Here is a 16,271-nt window from a genome sequence, read left to right as displayed (position 1 = left end):
TATTACTTAAAGTTAGTTTTGATGGATACCATGGAAGGTTCACGGTATAACAATAAAAAATCTTATTTCTTCAATAGCTCAAGAGCTTTTGCAAAATCCACTATATATTCTTCTTCTTTTTTTAAGTCTTTAATTTTTAAGTTATTATTCGCCTGCTCTTCGTCACCTATAAAAATAATAAATTGAGCATTTTCATTAAAAATGCGTTGCATTCTTTTAGCTATTTTACCTAGGGATTCTATGATAATAGCAATATTTTCTGTTCGCAATTTATCTACAATTTCTAAAGCATAGCAAATATTATTTTTGCCTATAGGTAATACAAATACCGGCTTAACTTCAGATATATTATATTCCCGTATTAAAGCAATTCGCTCAATACCGGCAGCAAAACCGATAGCCGGCACATCATCGTTATTACCCATGATTTTAGCAAGCCCGTCATAACGTCCACCAGCTAGAATAGTAGATTGGCTCCCTAACTTTTTTGTAGTGAATTCAAAAGCAGTATGGCAATAATAATCAAGCCCTCTAACCAAGCATGGATTTATGCTATATTTCACACCTAAAATATCTAGATACTGTATTAACTCCTCAAAATATTCTTTGGATTCATCAGTGTAATATTCAGATAAAACCGGTGCGTTTGCTATTATTTTCTGATCAGTCTCACTTTTAGAATCAAGTATCCGCATTGGATTTTTGGATAACCTTATTTTGCTTTCTTTTGATAATTGATCTTTAAAATCATTTAGATATTCTACTAATTTTTGCTGATAAACGCTTCTTGATTCATTACATCCAAGAGAGTTAAGCTCTAGGGTAGTATCCTGCTCTATTTCGAGTGCTTTTAATATATCAACGGCTAACTTCAAAGTATCAGCATCAGTAATTGCTCCTTTAGCACCGATATACTCATAATTTAGTTGGTGAAATTGTCTTTGACGCCCTGCTTGCGGTCTATCATAACGAAAAACAGGACCGGTAGAGAAAAACTTTAATGGTAATTTATGTTGTAATCTGTTTGAGATGAGGCTTCTTATAATACATGCTGTAAATTCAGGTCGTAATGCTACGAAATCATTGCTTTTATCTAAAAAACTATAGATTTCTTTGCTGATTATGTCAGAGCTTTCACCCATCGAACGGTTAAAGACTTTAGTATACTCCACAATAGGAGTACTCATTTGTTTATAGCCGTACAATACTCCAACATCTCTTGCTGTGTTAATTATATAGTCGTGAACTTTATAATCATCCGGCAAGAGATCTTTCATTCCTCGGAGTGGTTGCAGCTTTTCAGTCATTTGGTTAATTTTGTTTTGTTGCGTGGATACTACTAACTCGTCATTGCGAGGAGAGGCAAAGCCTTGACGTGGCAATCTCAGGAATTTTGTACTACTTCATGAGATTGCCATGCTCTCTACGTTCGCTCGCAATGACGGATATCCCCCTCTTAATTCTGCTCTTTTTGCATAAAAAACGATCTTATAATATATAAAACAAATATTGTAATAAACCAATATATTAATGCACGACCTGCAGTTAATAGATTAAATTCACCGTCATATATTTGAATAAATAGTAAATATGCACAAGCAATTAAAATAAACGGTACGATAATAAATACTAAAGGACATCTAAAAGGTCTTTGAGCATCAGGTAGCGTTACCCTAAATAATACCACTATTATTGTAACGGTGATATAATCAATAAGAGCTCCCATTGAAGTTAATTGCGTTAATAATTCCGTAGAACAAAATCCTCCAAGGATAGCGGCTAAAGAAGCAAATATTATAATCGTAATATACGGACTATCATATTTTGGGTGCAGCTTTGCAAAACTTTTCGGTAGTAAACCGTCACGTGCAATAGCATAAAAAATACGAGAAGTACCGTAAATATTCATCATCAACACCGTCATCATACCGCAAACTGCTCCGGTTGCAACAATAGCAGAGCCGATCTTGCTATTATTGATAGTTAAAGCATAAGCAAGCGGTTGATCGATATTTAACTGATCAAAAGGTGCAATACCGGTAACAAGCCCTGCCATTGTTACATAAACTATAGTAGTTAGAACAAGTGAGCCAATAATACCGATCATTATATCGCGTTTTGGGTTTTTACACTCCTCAGCTGCGGTTGCAATCGTTCCAAAACCCGTAAAAGCTAAGAATAAAATAGACGCACCTACTAAAACATTACTAAAACCGAAAGGCATAAAATTACTCCAGTTAGTAGCATCAAAATGAGGGGCAGCAGCGAGTATAAATACAAATATTGCAGTCATTTTTATGAAAACTAAAATTGCATTTAGTCTCTTACTATCTTTAGTACCTAAATATAAAATAAATCCAATAAATCCCGAGATTAAAAATGCCGGTAAATTTATTATACCGCCGTTTGTCGGTACAGTAGTTAATTCTTTCGGTAAATTGATTCCACCTGCTGCTAGTATTCCTTGTACGTAGCCCGACCAACCTGCAGCTACTATTCCTGCAGCAACACCAAGTTCTAATATTATAACACTACCGATCATCCAAGCAAATACTTCGCCAAATGCTACATAGGAATAAGTGTAAATACTTCCTGATGTCGGAAGCATTGCAGCAAGTTCAGTATAAACAAGCGCTACAAAGATACAGGTAATACCTGCAATCGCATAAGATAACATTACTGCAGGTCCTGAATATTTAGCAGCAATTATACCGGTAACGACGAATACGCCTGTACCGATCATTGCACCAAGACCCAGTAATATTAAATCGAATGCTCCAAGTGTCTTGCTAAGACCGCTTGAACTGCCTATCTCTTTTACTGATTCAAAACTTTTCTTCCTTAAAAAACTCATTAGTTTCTCCTGTTTTAGTGAGCTTATTTTTTTGTGAATTGTGTCTCATTGCGAGCGACTAAAAGGAGCGTGGCAATCTCAGGAGGTCTAACTAGATTGCCACGTCGCTTCGCTCCTCGCAATGACACAATTACCTTATCTCTCTAGTAATCCATCCGCCGCCAAGTACTCTTTCACCGGCATAAATAACGCATGCTTGCCCAGGGGCGACGGCTTTTTCTTCGCATAAAAATTTTACTTTCATTTTATCATCACCGAGTTTACTTATTTCAGCTAGACGCGGCGGTCTTGTCGAGCGAATTTTAACTGCTACTTCTAACTTTTCGTTATCTTTAATCTCATCTGCAAGCCAATTCACATCTCTAATGATAAATTCCTGCACGTTTAATGCGGACTCCGGTCCTACATATACTATATTGTCCTTAGGATCAATCTTTACTACATATAAAGGCTCATTATAAGCTATACCAAGACCACGACGTTGCCCTATGGTGTAGTTAATTATACCGCTATGCTCTCCTAGCTCAAACCCGTTTACATGAATAATTTTACCGCTTTCACTGCTATTTGGACGTATTTTATTTATTACGCTCTTATAATTTCCGTCAGGTATGAAACAAATATCTTGGCTGTCAGGCTTATCCGCTACCTCAAGCCCAAATTTACTAGCAAGCTTTCGTGTTTCACCCTTAGTAAGCCCTCCTAGAGGGAAACGTAAATATTCTAATTGCTCTTTAGTTGTCATAAATAAAAAATAACTTTGATCTTTTGCTGGATCAAGCCCTGTATGTAATTCCGCTCCGTTATCACCGTTTATTTTTCGTACGTAATGACCGGTAGCAAGCTTATCTGCTCCAAGCTCTCTAGCCGTTTTAATTAGATCCCTGAACTTTACCGATTTATTACATTGCACACATGGAAGCGGTGTTTCACCTTGTAAATAGCTATCGACGAAATTATCTATTACCGACTCTTTAAATTTGCTCTCATAATCAAGTACGTAATGGGGAATACCTAGCTTATTTGCTACCATTTTAGCATCGTAAATATCCTGACCGGCACAACAGGAATTTTTCTTCCCTACTGCCATACCGTGATCATATAGCTGCAAGGTAATACCTATAACATTATGTCCTTGTTCATGCAGCATTGCGGCAACCGCCGAACTATCAACCCCGCCTGACATTGCGACAACTATAGTAGACTGCTTATCCCCTAAATTAATCATACCAACCTTAAACAAACAGCAAATTATACTAAATTTATAATTAAATTACAACACTATCTTTTAATATATTAAAATGCTATAATTGACGTTGTCTAATAATTATCGATTTCGTCATTGCAAGCAGCCCTAGGCTGCGTGGCAATCTCATGAAATAATAACAAACTCCTGAGATTGCTTCGTCAATACTTCGTATTTCCTCGCAATAACGCTTTACTAATCCACCTGGGAATGACAAAATGCTTCAAATAATGCAAAAATTATATGTTATTTAAAATATTATACAAAACAGTTATTACATTAGCTCTAATTTATTTCATACTGATTATTTTAGAATATGCACGTCAAGGTTTTCTTAATGACTTATCGTTACAAAAAGTAGATTTATCTATTCAGAATTCCATAAAAGAACCAATTTATTTAGTTTCTTATGCCGACGGTCTGGAGTATGTTTATCGTAATCAAAATGCAACCACTCATTATGCAATTAATAAAGGTATAGACTTCATATTTAACTATAAGAAAAAGCACATAAATCAAGCGTTTATAGAAAAAAACCAAGAAATTTTTAATGAACCTGCAGGAGCGGGGTTATGGCTATGGAAGCCTTATATTATACTTGAAACAATGAAAAATGCACCAGAAGGAGCTATTATAGTATATTTAGATTCAGCATTTGTTATTAAAAAGCATATCAGTAATTTAACAAATCTTTTAGGCGATAATGATATATTACTGGTACATGATCGCAATCGTAAAAACGGTAGTTTTGTTAAAGGCGAAACTTTTGCTTTAATGGATTGCCTTACAGACGAATGCAGAAATGACGATCACATTTGGAGTGCCGTTATTATTGTGCGTAATACCAAGCTTTCTCGTTCTTTCATTGAACAATGGCTAAAAAGTTGTGAAGATATTAGAATTCTTTCAGGTAAAAATTATAATATCCATCCTAATTACGATGAATATAAATGGCATCATTCCGATCAATCGGTACTGAGCCTTATATATCATAAAAATCCACAATCGGTTAAAGTAATAGAATATGAAGAAACAACACCTTCTTTATCTTGGTTCCACCGTAAATATTCAAATAGCTCACCGTTAAAACCTTGGTATAGCATATACGGTATAGATCCTATAATTAATTTTAATACTAACGGCAAAGTTTTACCTGCTACCTCTCTTATAAATACTCCGACGATTGTTAGACTTCGTAAATGGGTTATCGAGTATATTCAATGAGCCGGTGTTGTTGCATAATTCCAAAGTCGTCATTACGAGCGAACGTAGAGAGCGTGGCAATCTCATGAAATAATAACAAACTCCTGAGATTGCTTCGTCAATACTTCGTATTTCCTCGCAATAACGCTTTACTAATCCACCTGGGAATGACAAAATGCTTCAAATAATGCAAAAATTATATGTTATTTAAAATATTATACAAAACAGTTATTACATTAGCTCTAATTTATTTCATACTGATTATTTTAGAATATGCACGTCAAGGTTTTCTTAATGACTTATCGTTACAAAAAGTAGATTTATCTATTCAGAATTCCATAAAAGAACCAATTTATTTAGTTTCTTATGCCGACGGTCTGGAGTATGTTTATCGTAATCAAAATGCAACCACTCATTATGCAATTAATAAAGGTATAGACTTCATATTTAACTATAAGAAAAAGCACATAAATCAAGCGTTTATAGAAAAAAACCAAGAAATTTTTAATGAACCTGCAGGAGCGGGGTTATGGCTATGGAAGCCTTATATTATACTTGAAACAATGAAAAATGCACCAGAAGGAGCTATTATAGTATATTTAGATTCAGCATTTGTTATTAAAAAGCATATCAGTAATTTAACAAATCTTTTAGGCGATAATGATATATTACTGGTACATGATCGCAATCGTAAAAACGGTAGTTTTGTTAAAGGCGAAACTTTTGCTTTAATGGATTGCCTTACAGACGAATGCAGAAATGACGATCACATTTGGAGTGCCGTTATTATTGTGCGTAATACCAAGCTTTCTCGTTCTTTCATTGAACAATGGCTAAAAAGTTGTGAAGATATTAGAATTCTTTCAGGTAAAAATTATAATATCCATCCTAATTACGATGAATATAAATGGCATCATTCCGATCAATCGGTACTGAGCCTTATATATCATAAAAATCCACAATCGGTTAAAGTAATAGAATATGAAGAAACAACACCTTCTTTATCTTGGTTCCACCGTAAATATTCAAATAGCTCACCGTTAAAACCTTGGTATAGCATATACGGTATAGATCCTATAATTAATTTTAATACTAACGGCAAAGTTTTACCTGCTACCTCTCTTATAAATACTCCGACGATTGTTAGACTTCGTAAATGGGTTATCGAGTATATTCAATGAGCCGGTGTTGTTGCATAATTCCAAAGTCGTCATTACGAGCGAACGTAGAGAGCGTGGCAATCTCATGAAATAATAACAAACTCCTGAGATTGCTTCGTCAATTACTTACGTAATTTCCTCGCAATGACGACATCTCTCGTACTTTAAAAAAACTATAAGATAAAGTAAGTACTTTAATGTCTTGCATTTCAGGGTCAAGCTCAAAATCCTTATCTATATAAAATGTAACCGGCATTAAGACTCTTTCGCCGGCTTTTAATAATTGTTCTTCAAAACAAAAACAATGAATTTTTACGAAATATTTTCCTGCTTTATTTGGAGTAACATTATATACGGAAGTACCTATTATATCGTTATCGCTTAGATTCTCCGTTTCATAGAACACTAGAGTATTCTGCCCCGGAACAATTTGCACTCTTTGCTGCCTTGGAATAAACCGCCAAGGTAAATCTTTATCAACATTAGCATCAAACTCGATAATTATAGGTTTAGTGCCTTTTACCTTAGAATATACACTCACCGTTTCTTTTGCAGTAGTGCCGCCATATCCTGTAACTTTACAAAATAAATTATAGATAGGTACGGAAGCAAAACTGAGTAACACCATACTAATTATTAATCCCAGCAAGGAAAAAGCTAAATTTTTATTGGATTTTTTAGACATTATTTGATTTTATTTAAAAATACTCTAGAAAAAGTTTATTTTAGATCATATATGTGTTAGTATAAAAAAAATAGTTTTTAAGGTTAGTATGACTAATAATATTAATGCATTAGCAATTTCTAGCGAATCAGGATTTTATAGCTACTTACAGAAAATCAATAAAATTCCTTCACTTACGCAAGAAGAAGAATTGTTATTAGCAAAATCCTATTTAGAAGGGAATGATTTACAAGCTGCACATAAATTAGTAACAAGCCATCTTAAACTTGTTGCAAAAATTGCAAGCGGCTATAGGACTTACGGTCTTCCTATTACCGAATTGGTTTCAGAAGGTAATATAGGTTTAATGCAGGCAGTAAAAAAATTCAATCCCGAACTTGGTTTTCGCCTATCAACATATGCGATGTGGTGGATTAAAGCAGCCATACAAGAATATATATTAAAATCTTGGTCATTAGTAAAGATGGGAACAACGGCCGCACAAAAAAAATTATTTTTTAGTCTTAATAAAGTTAAGCATAAAATTACTAATTTATACTCAAGGGCTATTACTACCGATGATTTTGTACAAATAGCAGATGAGCTAGGCGTTTCGGTTAATGAAGTTTCTGAAATGAATACTAGAATTTCAGGTCCTGATTTATCGTTAAATAACTCTATAAATAGTGACGATGCAGAATCCGGAGAATTAATAGAACTATTACCGGAAACACGCCCTACTCCTGAAGCTATGGCTATTAATAAGCAAAATTCTACCAGTAAAAGGCAGTTACTATCAAATGCTATGAAGATTTTAAACGACAGGGAACTGCGTATTTTAACAGAGCGTAAATTAACGGATACTCCTAAAACTCTAGATATTCTAAGCAATGAGTATAATATTTCTAAGGAACGTATTAGACAAATAGAAAATACGGCTTTTGAAAAAATAAAGAAGTTTATTTTAAACCATAGTAGAGAAGTAGCTTAAGCCTTATTGGACTGTCATCCCGTGGCTTGCCACAGGATCCAAAAACAACTAATAGCATTTTTACTGGATACCGCGATTAAGTCACGGTATGACAACGGAAAAACGATCCACCCAACAATGCTTTCGTAGAAATGACATTAGTTCAGTACACCTGACCATTCTGGATCAGAAGCATCTGCCGGTGTCATAATTTCTCTTTCATTATGACCTGTTAGATCAATTGCAAAAATTTTGTTTTTTCCCGGAGCTTTAGCGCTCGACGGCCAACCTTTAGCAAACATAATAACTCGTCCGTTAGGCGACCAACAAGGACTTTCGACTAAATATCCGCTTGTTATTATCCTTTCACTATTCTTATCATCTTGAGGACATGCTTTCATAATTCCGATATTAAAAGTTTTTCCTCCGTCTCCTTTAGTAATCTTAGTAAATGCTATATAGTCTCCTCTAGGCGACCAGCTAGGAGCTGCGTAAGAACCACCGCCAAAACTAATACGCTGAACGTCACTTCCGTCTGAATTCATGATATATAATTGAGGCACACCGTTTCTATCGGAATTATATACAATTTTTTTACCGTCCGGTGAATAGCTAGGAGAGGTATTAATACCGAATCCGTCAGTCAATTTATGAAGCCGTTTAGTAGCAAGGTCGATTTCATAAATATGCGTCGAGCCGTTTTTAGCTATCGACATTACAGCTTTTCTACCGTCTGGTGAGAATCTAGGAGCAAAAGATATACCGGGAAAATCACCTACTACACTTTCTTTGCCTGTTTTTAAATCTTTTTCATAAACAAGTACTCTTCTTTTAGTAGCATATGAAACATAAAAAATCTTATCCGCCGAACGAGCAAATCTTGGGGTTAAGACTAGTGACTTTCCATTGGTAAGGTATTTATTATTAGCCCCGTCATAATCCATCAAAGCAATTCTTTTTATTTTCGGTAAAGAGCTGCTTTCTGATACATACACTATTTTAGTGTCAAAATAACCGGCATCACCGGTAATTTTTTCATAAATTTTATCGGCAATTTTATGTGCTGCTCTTCTCCATAGATTTTTCGGTACTTCAAGAATTTCACCGACGAGCTGTTTTTCAAGCAACGTATCCCATAATATAAAGCTAATTTGAAATTTACCGCTTTCTAGTTTTGTAACTTCACCGTTTACTAAAAGACTAGCATTAATTTGACGCCATGCAGCAAAAAGCGGTTTATATTCTATTCCTGTCTTCTCTTCTATAAAAGAGGCAGCAGAAATAGGACGGAATAACCCCGAAAGCTTTAAATCATTAGAGATAACTTTAACCATATCGTGACCTAATACATCAGCGGCAGAATTATCGGCATCAAATTTATTGACCGCTATAGGTGTTGGGTCAGCTCGCCCATGCTCAATGTTTATTGTTTCAAGTGCATAGCTGGTAACGCTAAATAATAGTGATAGTATAAAATATATAATATTTCTCACTTAAAATACTCCTTTTTATCAAATTCCGTTATGGTTGTTGTATGTCATGCCTGCTTTCGCAGGAATGACATACATTACCCAAAAATCTTCATCAGTTCTTCCCATTCTCTCTTAGTCATATCACTAGTTTCATGGGTAACTTTTTCACCGTTTATCATTCTTTTAATTACATCCAAACCTTTACGTGAAATGTTTGCTCCCTGCAAACGATATTCTTCAAAAGCTTCGTAAGCAAAAGGAACCCAAGCTTTGACTATCTCAAGCATCTTTTCAGCATAAACTCTAATTTCATATTGAGCGTGAGGGTCGGCTCGCAATCTTAAAAAATGAAGTAAATTATGTAAATTAATCTTCCAATACCATTCCGTATAATAATTTAAAGTTAAATTCATACGAGCAAGCTCTTTTGCTATCCCTGTGGCGTTCTCATCTATAATATTACCCTCTTCATCGGCATTCATCAGTTCTTTATAATGCCCGTAGCACTGTCTAGCATCTTCCTCTAAAATTGCAAGGACCTTTTCAGCCACTTCTTTCGGTAAGCTATCCCCTTCCCTACATTGTTTATTTACAGCAGATTGGGAAGCAATATTTGCCGGTTCAGGTAGATAAAATTCATTACCTAAAATAGAATACCTTGCCGAATATTCGTTAACGCTAGCTGTTCTATGCCTAATCCATTGCCTTGCAATAAATATCGGTAGTTTAATATGGAACTTGATATCACACATCTCAAAAGGAGTGGTATGATAATGACGAAGCAAGTAGTTTATCAGCCCTTTATCTTGGTTTAATTGCTTCGTACCCTTACCGTAAGAAACACGAGCTGCTTGTACTATAGCACTATCATCCCCCATATAGTCGATAACTCTAATAAAGCCGCAATCTAACACTTTTATAGGCTCATATAAGATTTCTTCAAGTGCCGGGACTGTTACTCTTTTTGTGGTGTTATGCATTCTATTTATCCTTTATGTTTTTCTTTAAATTAACCTTTCCGATGTCATTACTGCGTTGTTGCATGGCTCGTTTTATGTCATTCCCGCTTTCGCAGGAATGACATAAAGTTATGGCAAATAACTATATAAATTCTTACCGTTTCTTTTTAGCCATAATTTTGCCGGTTGGTATTCGGGATATATATACTCAACTAGCTCCCAAAAATTTTTACTATGGTTCATTTCTTTTAAATGTGCCATTTCATGAGCTACTAAATATTTCAGTACTTCAAAGGGGGCAAAAACTACCCGCCAATTAAAAACAAGATTCCCCTTGCTACAACAACTCCCCCAACGGCTAACATTTTCCATTATTCTAATATTGGAATAAGTCAAATTATGTTTTTTAGATATATTCTCTACTATTATTTTTATTTCTGCTAATAATTTCTTTTTAAGGAATACTTCTATACTAAGTTTTTTTAGTACCTGACTACAACAATACACTTCTAACGTAGAATCATTGAATTTTATCTGATTTTTAGACGAATCAATATGTATTATTTCATAAGATTTACCCAAAATAGAAATCTTATCTTCATCTTTTGGTATCGCAGTTACATTACGACGTAATTTTTGCCTAACCCAATATTCTTGACTTAACAAAAAATTATGACCTTTTTCGGCTTTTACCTTAAGAGGTAATACAAGCTCTGCACCTTTAGACGTAATGCGGATGGCTATATTTTTAGCTTTGCTACTCCTTCTTACTATAACATTTTGAGGTTCACCATATTTGGTAAGAGTAATAACATCTTCCATTTAAAATTCTATATACTTATTAGGATCAACTGCTATTTTATTTTTACGCATAGCAAAATATAATTTATGTTCTACATGTCCGATAACACTATTTCTAGCAATTTTATCACCTTTTTTCAGTAATAAATCATCTAAACTCGCATATGCTACTTCTAGATCGTCTTTATCTAATTTAACTATTACTAAATTACCGAATTGCTTATTATAACCTGAATATATTACCGTTCCTGCAGCTATCGATTTAACTTCACTATATTCTTTAGCTACAATATCTATCCCTTTACTTTTACCGGCTTTAAACTCGGTAATAATTACCCCATTTAACGGTTTTACAAAGTTTAATTGTTCTATCGATTCTTCATCTTCGTCTTCATTCCGAGACATAGGAATCTCAATATCATCATTATCATCTTCTATAATTTTTGCCTTTGGCTCTTCGAGTCTACCGCTAACTTTTTCTGACGCGGGATTGTCTTCCATAGTTCTTTGAACTATCATACCCTCATCGTGATCTAGTGCGGTAGAATTATTATTTGCAGTAACATCTCCTACTTTATACTCAATTGGAGCCGGTGGCTGATCAACACAAGCAACTAAACAAAAACATATAACGATACTAAGTACAACAGGATATTTCATATATTTAACAAAACTATTATTTACATTAGAAAACAAATCTTACATAGTATATAATTTTTATCATTATTTTCCATCAAAAAATTAACTATGAAAACTTATAATATTGTCATAGCTAGTGATCATTCAGGTTATGAGCTTAAGTCTGAAATTATCAATTATTTAAAGCAGAAATCTCTAAAGATTTATGACTGCGGAACAAATAATACACAAACCGTTGATTATCCTGATTATGCTAAGAAAGTAGTAGATATTATTATTGAAAAATCAGCACCTATCGGTATTTTAATTAGTGATACGGGGATTGGTATGTCTATAGCTGCGAATCGTAGCTCGGAAATAAGAGCCGCTTTGTGCAACAATATATTAACTGCCGAAAATGCTAAAGCTCATAATGACGCTAATATCTTGATACTCGGAGCAAAAACCATAGACAAAAAAATAGTATTTGATATTATAGATAAGTTTTTAACTACCCAATTTGAAGGCGGCAGACATAGCACCCGCCTATCAAAGATAAAATAGTTGTATAAACTGTTAAACATTGTTATTATCCGTCATTGCGAGGAGAGGCAAAGCCTCGACGTGGCAATCTCAGGCATTTTGCACTATTTCATAAGATTGCTACGCTCCTTGCAGTCGCTCGCAATGACGATTCGGTATCCATGCAATAAAGCCAAACTATAATATAAATTATGCTGCTTAATATGAATCTTCAAGAGTTGAAACAAAAATATAATTACGATGTTGCAACGAAAATGATGCAGCAATATCTAGACATTAAATTTGCTCATTTAGATTGTTTACTACTATTTAGAATGGGTGATTTTTATGAAATGTTCTATGAAGATGCAATTCTAGCAAGCAATGTACTTGGCATTGCTTTAACAAAGCACGGCAAAAACGGCGAAGAAGAAATTGCGATGTGCGGGGTACCTTATCATGCCCTTGAGAATTATTTAACTAAGTTAATTGAAGAAAATTATAAGGTTGCTATTTGTGATCAACTAGAAACACCTGAAGAAGCAAAGAATAGAGGCGGTTATAAAGCGGTAGTTACTAGGGATGTTACACGTATTATAACTCCGGGAACTATAATTGAAGAAAATTTAATTGCTTCAGCCGAACCTAATTATTTAGCAAGTCTCGTAATACCGAAAAATAAAGAAACAGCTAGCCTTTGTTATGTTGATCTTTCTACTTCCGAAATTGTTGTAGTTAATGTACCGGAAACGGAAATTCTTAATGAGCTGGCTCGTTTAAAACCTCGTGAAATTCTGCTTAGCGAAAATCTGAGATCTTCTAATCTTGCGGATAGTATTTTCAAACAATTAAATTTTCGTATTACCTATCAAGTTGATAGTGTTTTTGCGATTAATAAATGCAAAAAAATCATTTTAGATTTTTATAAAATGAAAGATATTAAAGGAATCGGCGAGATATCTAGTAGTCAAATTTGTGCCATAGGTAGCGTTTTAGAATATTTATCGTTAACGCAAAAACAAAATATTCCTCATTTGCCAATCCCTAGAATTATCAATTTTCATAGCTATATGACTATTGATTTCTCTACTAGACGCAACCTTGAAATTGTCACAAACTCACAAGGCGGCTCGCAAGGAAGTTTATTAAGCACCCTTAATCATATGGTTACTAAACAAGGTGGACGTTTACTATATAATTTTCTTTCAAGTCCTTTAACCAACATTGCTAAAATAAATCATCGTTTAAATATTACCGAGTTCTTTTATTCCAACTTAGAAATAGTAAAAAAAATTAGAGAACTTCTAAAAAAAACTAGTGATATAGAACGCTGCTTAACACGTATTACGATGAACAGAAGTTCAGGTCGTGATTTACTTAGCATTAAATATACTTTAGAAACGGCAACGATTATTAAAGGAGTATTCTTTGACGCTTACGGTTTTAATTTACCTGATTTTATCGAAAAAATTATTAAACCTCTATCAGGTGATGCAGAATTATATAATTTAATAGACGAAACAATACGAGAAGATGCACCGAATAATTTAAATGACGGAGGTATAATAAAACATGAATATCATCCGAAAGTAGCCCAATTACATGATTTAATTAATAACGGAAAATTATATATTGAAAAGCTAAAAGATCAATATCGCAAAGAAACGGGAATAGACAGTTTAAAAATATCTCATAATAATGTTATAGGGCTTTTTATCGATATCACCGCTAAAAATGTTAATAAAATCCTTGATCCCAAATTTATTCACCGTCAAACAACGGTTAATCATGTTCGTTACACTACTGCTGAACTACAAAAGCTTGAAAGTGAGTTAGTCAATGCTAAAACCTTAGTAATAAGCTTAGAAAAAGAATTATATGCGGATATTTGTAGCCATGTAATCGAAAAAGCTTCCTATTTACGAATGCTTGCAAACTCCTTAAGCGGGCTTGACGTATTTTGTAATTTTGCTTACATCGCTGATGAATATGATTATGTTAAGCCTGAGTTTACCGATGATTTAAGCTTTGATATCGTTAAAGGACGGCATCCTGTAGTAGAGAAAGCACTACAGCGAGAAAGCAAAAGCTTTGTATATAATGATTGTCATTTATCAGAGCTTGAGCGTATTTGGTTAATTACCGGTCCTAATATGGCAGGTAAAAGTACTTTTTTACGTCAAAACGCCATTATTGCAATCATTGCTCAAATAGGTTCGTTTGTGCCGGCAAAAAGTGCTAAAATAGGAGTAGTCGACAAAATATTTAGCCGAATAGGTGCTGCCGATGACTTAATTAAGGGACAATCGACCTTTATGGCAGAGATGCTTGAAACCTCGGCAATCCTTGCTCAATCTACAAAAAACTCACTAATCATACTTGATGAGGTAGGTAGAGGCACATCCACTTATGACGGGGTATCTATAGCATGGTCGGTGCTTGAATATATTCATGATAAGCTGAAATGTCGCTGTTTATTTGCAACGCACTATCATGAGCTAACCGTTATGAGTAATTTCCTGCCGGCTTTGCAAAATTATACTATTGCTATTGAGGAGTCAGGTAAAGATATTCTATTTTTACATAATATTATATCAGGTGCTGCCGATAGGTCCTACGGTCTTCATGTTGCGGCTCTTGCCGGTCTTCCTGCGAGTGTTATAAACAGAGCTGAGCAGATTCTGCTTAAATTTGAAAAAACTTCTACAGGTAAAGGAAAAAATATTTTATCAACGGAATCAAATAATTTGAGTTTGTTTTATCTTGAACCTAATAAAACTACTATAAGCAGCAAATTAGATAAAAAATTCAGCACTATCGATCCTGATAAACTATCCCCTAAAGAAGCACTTGAGTTAATTTATGAGTTAAAGAAGTTGGTTTGATGCGAGTTTGGCAGTGCCTGCGTGGATCAGTTTTTTCATCATTGCGAGGAAAAACTGCAAGTTTTGACAAAGCAATCTCAGGAGTTTGTTATTATTTCATGAGATTGCCACGCAGCCTACTGCTGCTTGCAATGACGATCTAGTATCTATGCAACCTTGCCTCCCTTTCCAACCAATATTTACTACAGGCGAAAAAATTAGGATTAGCGAAACTTTCTTTACCGTAAGTAATTTCTTGTCCATGCGTATCTAAAATATTACCACCGCCGGCTTTAATTAAAGCATGACCTGCCGCTATGTCCCATTCCATAGTTTGACCGAATTTTGGATATATATCAGCTGCTCCTTCAGCAATTAAGCATAGTTTCATTGAACTGCCTATTGCATTTATTTGACCGAATGAATACTTACTTAAAAATTCTTTAGTAGCTTTATTTGAATTATAAAAACCTATTACCGCATGAAGCTCTTCATGTTTAGGTTCATGATTAACAAATATTTCTTTAGAATTCTGTTCGATTTTTAACCGACCGTTTACATCAGTATAATATAGCTTTGCTGTTTCAGGGTGATATATCAAGCCGATGGTTGGAAAACCGTTTTCAATAAGGCCTATATTGACCGTATATGTACTTTTACCGTTTACATAGCTCCATGTCCCATCAATAGGATCGATTAACCAAAAAGTATCACTGCTGAATATAGGTAGCGGCTGCTCTTCACATACTATAGCTATTTGAGAGGTTAAGGTTTGTAGAGTTTGATAAATTATTTTACTAATTTCCTTATCGGCATTAGTGACTACTGACCCATCTGATTTAATCTCAGTCAACATTCCTGCCTTTTTTATATCTAGTGCAATCTTGCCGGTATTAATAATTAAATCTTTTAAAGCATTAATTAAATTGTCATTCATA

14 protein-coding genes are annotated in these 16,271 nt (G+C 34.4%); 5 read left to right on the top strand and 9 right to left on the bottom strand.

Annotated elements, in window-relative coordinates:
* Positions 1 to 62 precede the first annotated feature (62 nt).
* The 3 genes from hisS to mnmA form a co-directional block, all read right to left on the bottom strand.
* The gene (hisS, locus tag RPR_RS04425) at positions 63 to 1,307 is read right to left on the bottom strand and encodes a histidine--tRNA ligase (protein ID WP_012736782.1); all 1,245 of its coding nucleotides are present in this window, start codon (positions 1,305 to 1,307) and stop codon (positions 63 to 65) included.
* 149 nt (positions 1,308 to 1,456) lie between these two features.
* A complete protein-coding gene (locus RPR_RS04420) occupies positions 1,457 to 2,854 on the bottom strand; it encodes an amino acid permease (protein WP_012736781.1) in 1,398 nt (465 codons plus the stop codon).
* Between the two features lie 130 nt (positions 2,855 to 2,984).
* On the bottom strand, positions 2,985 to 4,082 hold the full coding sequence (mnmA, locus tag RPR_RS04415; RefSeq protein WP_012736780.1) for a tRNA 2-thiouridine(34) synthase MnmA: 1,098 nt from the start codon (positions 4,080 to 4,082) through the stop codon (positions 2,985 to 2,987).
* A gap of 261 nt (positions 4,083 to 4,343) precedes the next feature.
* Between mnmA and RPR_RS04410 the strand changes: the two genes are divergently transcribed.
* Together RPR_RS04410 and RPR_RS04405 are read left to right on the top strand one after the other, a co-directional pair.
* Complete coding sequence (locus RPR_RS04410; RefSeq protein ID WP_012736779.1) at positions 4,344 to 5,324, top strand: hypothetical protein; 981 nt, start codon at positions 4,344 to 4,346, stop codon at positions 5,322 to 5,324.
* Between the two features lie 179 nt (positions 5,325 to 5,503).
* Complete coding sequence (locus RPR_RS04405) at positions 5,504 to 6,484, top strand: hypothetical protein (protein ID WP_012736779.1); 981 nt, start codon at positions 5,504 to 5,506, stop codon at positions 6,482 to 6,484.
* A 97-nt stretch (positions 6,485 to 6,581) separates the two neighbouring features.
* Here the strand turns inward: RPR_RS04405 and RPR_RS04400 are convergent, their stop codons facing one another.
* Positions 6,582 to 7,148, bottom strand: a complete 567-nt coding sequence (locus RPR_RS04400; RefSeq protein WP_004996151.1) for a cytochrome c oxidase assembly protein — start codon at positions 7,146 to 7,148, stop codon at positions 6,582 to 6,584.
* A gap of 88 nt (positions 7,149 to 7,236) precedes the next feature.
* On the opposite strand from RPR_RS04400, the gene rpoH reads away from it, so the two are divergent.
* Complete coding sequence (rpoH, locus tag RPR_RS04395; protein WP_012736778.1) at positions 7,237 to 8,118, top strand: RNA polymerase sigma factor RpoH; 882 nt, start codon at positions 7,237 to 7,239, stop codon at positions 8,116 to 8,118.
* Between the two features lie 137 nt (positions 8,119 to 8,255).
* Here rpoH and tolB read toward each other — a convergent pair whose 3' ends face one another.
* From tolB to RPR_RS04375, 4 genes are all read right to left on the bottom strand, one after another.
* Positions 8,256 to 9,590, bottom strand: a complete 1,335-nt coding sequence (tolB, locus tag RPR_RS04390) for a Tol-Pal system beta propeller repeat protein TolB (protein WP_012736777.1) — start codon at positions 9,588 to 9,590, stop codon at positions 8,256 to 8,258.
* A gap of 74 nt (positions 9,591 to 9,664) precedes the next feature.
* Positions 9,665 to 10,549: an FAD-dependent thymidylate synthase gene (gene thyX / locus RPR_RS04385; RefSeq protein ID WP_012736776.1), complete on the bottom strand. Its 885-nt coding sequence runs from the start codon at positions 10,547 to 10,549 to the stop codon at positions 9,665 to 9,667.
* A 108-nt stretch (positions 10,550 to 10,657) separates the two neighbouring features.
* Positions 10,658 to 11,350 (bottom strand): M48 family metallopeptidase, encoded by a 693-nt coding sequence (locus RPR_RS04380; RefSeq protein ID WP_012736775.1) that lies wholly within the window; start codon positions 11,348 to 11,350, stop codon positions 10,658 to 10,660.
* Positions 11,351 to 12,025 carry a murein hydrolase activator EnvC family protein gene (locus RPR_RS04375; RefSeq protein WP_012262305.1) on the bottom strand — a complete coding sequence of 225 codons (675 nt, stop codon included), beginning with the start codon at positions 12,023 to 12,025 and terminating at the stop codon, positions 11,351 to 11,353. It lies immediately after the preceding gene.
* Between the two features lie 51 nt (positions 12,026 to 12,076).
* Between RPR_RS04375 and rpiB the strand changes: the two genes are divergently transcribed.
* Positions 12,077 to 12,511, top strand: coding sequence for a ribose 5-phosphate isomerase B (rpiB, locus tag RPR_RS04370; protein WP_012736774.1), 435 nt, complete (start codon positions 12,077 to 12,079; stop codon positions 12,509 to 12,511).
* Positions 12,512 to 12,693: 182 nt separating this feature from the next.
* On the top strand, positions 12,694 to 15,354 hold the full coding sequence (gene mutS, locus RPR_RS04365; RefSeq protein ID WP_085065811.1) for a DNA mismatch repair protein MutS: 2,661 nt from the start codon (positions 12,694 to 12,696) through the stop codon (positions 15,352 to 15,354).
* 139 nt (positions 15,355 to 15,493) lie between these two features.
* Here the strand turns inward: mutS and RPR_RS04355 are convergent, their stop codons facing one another.
* Positions 15,494 to 16,270: a 3'(2'),5'-bisphosphate nucleotidase CysQ gene (locus tag RPR_RS04355; protein WP_012736772.1), complete on the bottom strand. Its 777-nt coding sequence runs from the start codon at positions 16,268 to 16,270 to the stop codon at positions 15,494 to 15,496.
* Position 16,271 lies beyond the last annotated feature (1 nt).

This window comes from Rickettsia peacockii str. Rustic (genome assembly GCF_000021525.1).
Classification (GTDB): domain Bacteria; phylum Pseudomonadota; class Alphaproteobacteria; order Rickettsiales; family Rickettsiaceae; genus Rickettsia; species Rickettsia rickettsii.
Note: the sequence above shows the minus strand (reverse complement) of the source record. Positions and strands in the feature narration are given on the sequence as shown.

Excerpts from the sequence above, each read along its gene's own strand:
- rpoH (WP_012736778.1), top strand. The coding sequence starts at position 7,237 with ATGACTAATAATATTAATGCATTAGCAATTTCTAGCGAATCAGGATTT.
- mnmA (WP_012736780.1), bottom strand. The coding sequence starts at position 4,082 with ATGATTAATTTAGGGGATAAGCAGTCTACTATAGTTGTCGCAATGTCA.
- thyX (WP_012736776.1), bottom strand. The coding sequence starts at position 10,549 with ATGCATAACACCACAAAAAGAGTAACAGTCCCGGCACTTGAAGAAATC.
- hisS (WP_012736782.1), bottom strand. The coding sequence starts at position 1,307 with ATGACTGAAAAGCTGCAACCACTCCGAGGAATGAAAGATCTCTTGCCG.
- RPR_RS04380 (WP_012736775.1), bottom strand. The coding sequence starts at position 11,350 with ATGGAAGATGTTATTACTCTTACCAAATATGGTGAACCTCAAAATGTT.
- RPR_RS04355 (WP_012736772.1), bottom strand. The coding sequence starts at position 16,270 with ATGAATGACAATTTAATTAATGCTTTAAAAGATTTAATTATTAATACC.
- RPR_RS04400 (WP_004996151.1), bottom strand. The coding sequence starts at position 7,148 with ATGTCTAAAAAATCCAATAAAAATTTAGCTTTTTCCTTGCTGGGATTA.
- RPR_RS04410 (WP_012736779.1), top strand. The coding sequence starts at position 4,344 with ATGTTATTTAAAATATTATACAAAACAGTTATTACATTAGCTCTAATT.
- mutS (WP_085065811.1), top strand. The coding sequence starts at position 12,694 with ATGAATCTTCAAGAGTTGAAACAAAAATATAATTACGATGTTGCAACG.
- rpiB (WP_012736774.1), top strand. The coding sequence starts at position 12,077 with ATGAAAACTTATAATATTGTCATAGCTAGTGATCATTCAGGTTATGAG.
- RPR_RS04405 (WP_012736779.1), top strand. The coding sequence starts at position 5,504 with ATGTTATTTAAAATATTATACAAAACAGTTATTACATTAGCTCTAATT.
- RPR_RS04420 (WP_012736781.1), bottom strand. The coding sequence starts at position 2,854 with ATGAGTTTTTTAAGGAAGAAAAGTTTTGAATCAGTAAAAGAGATAGGC.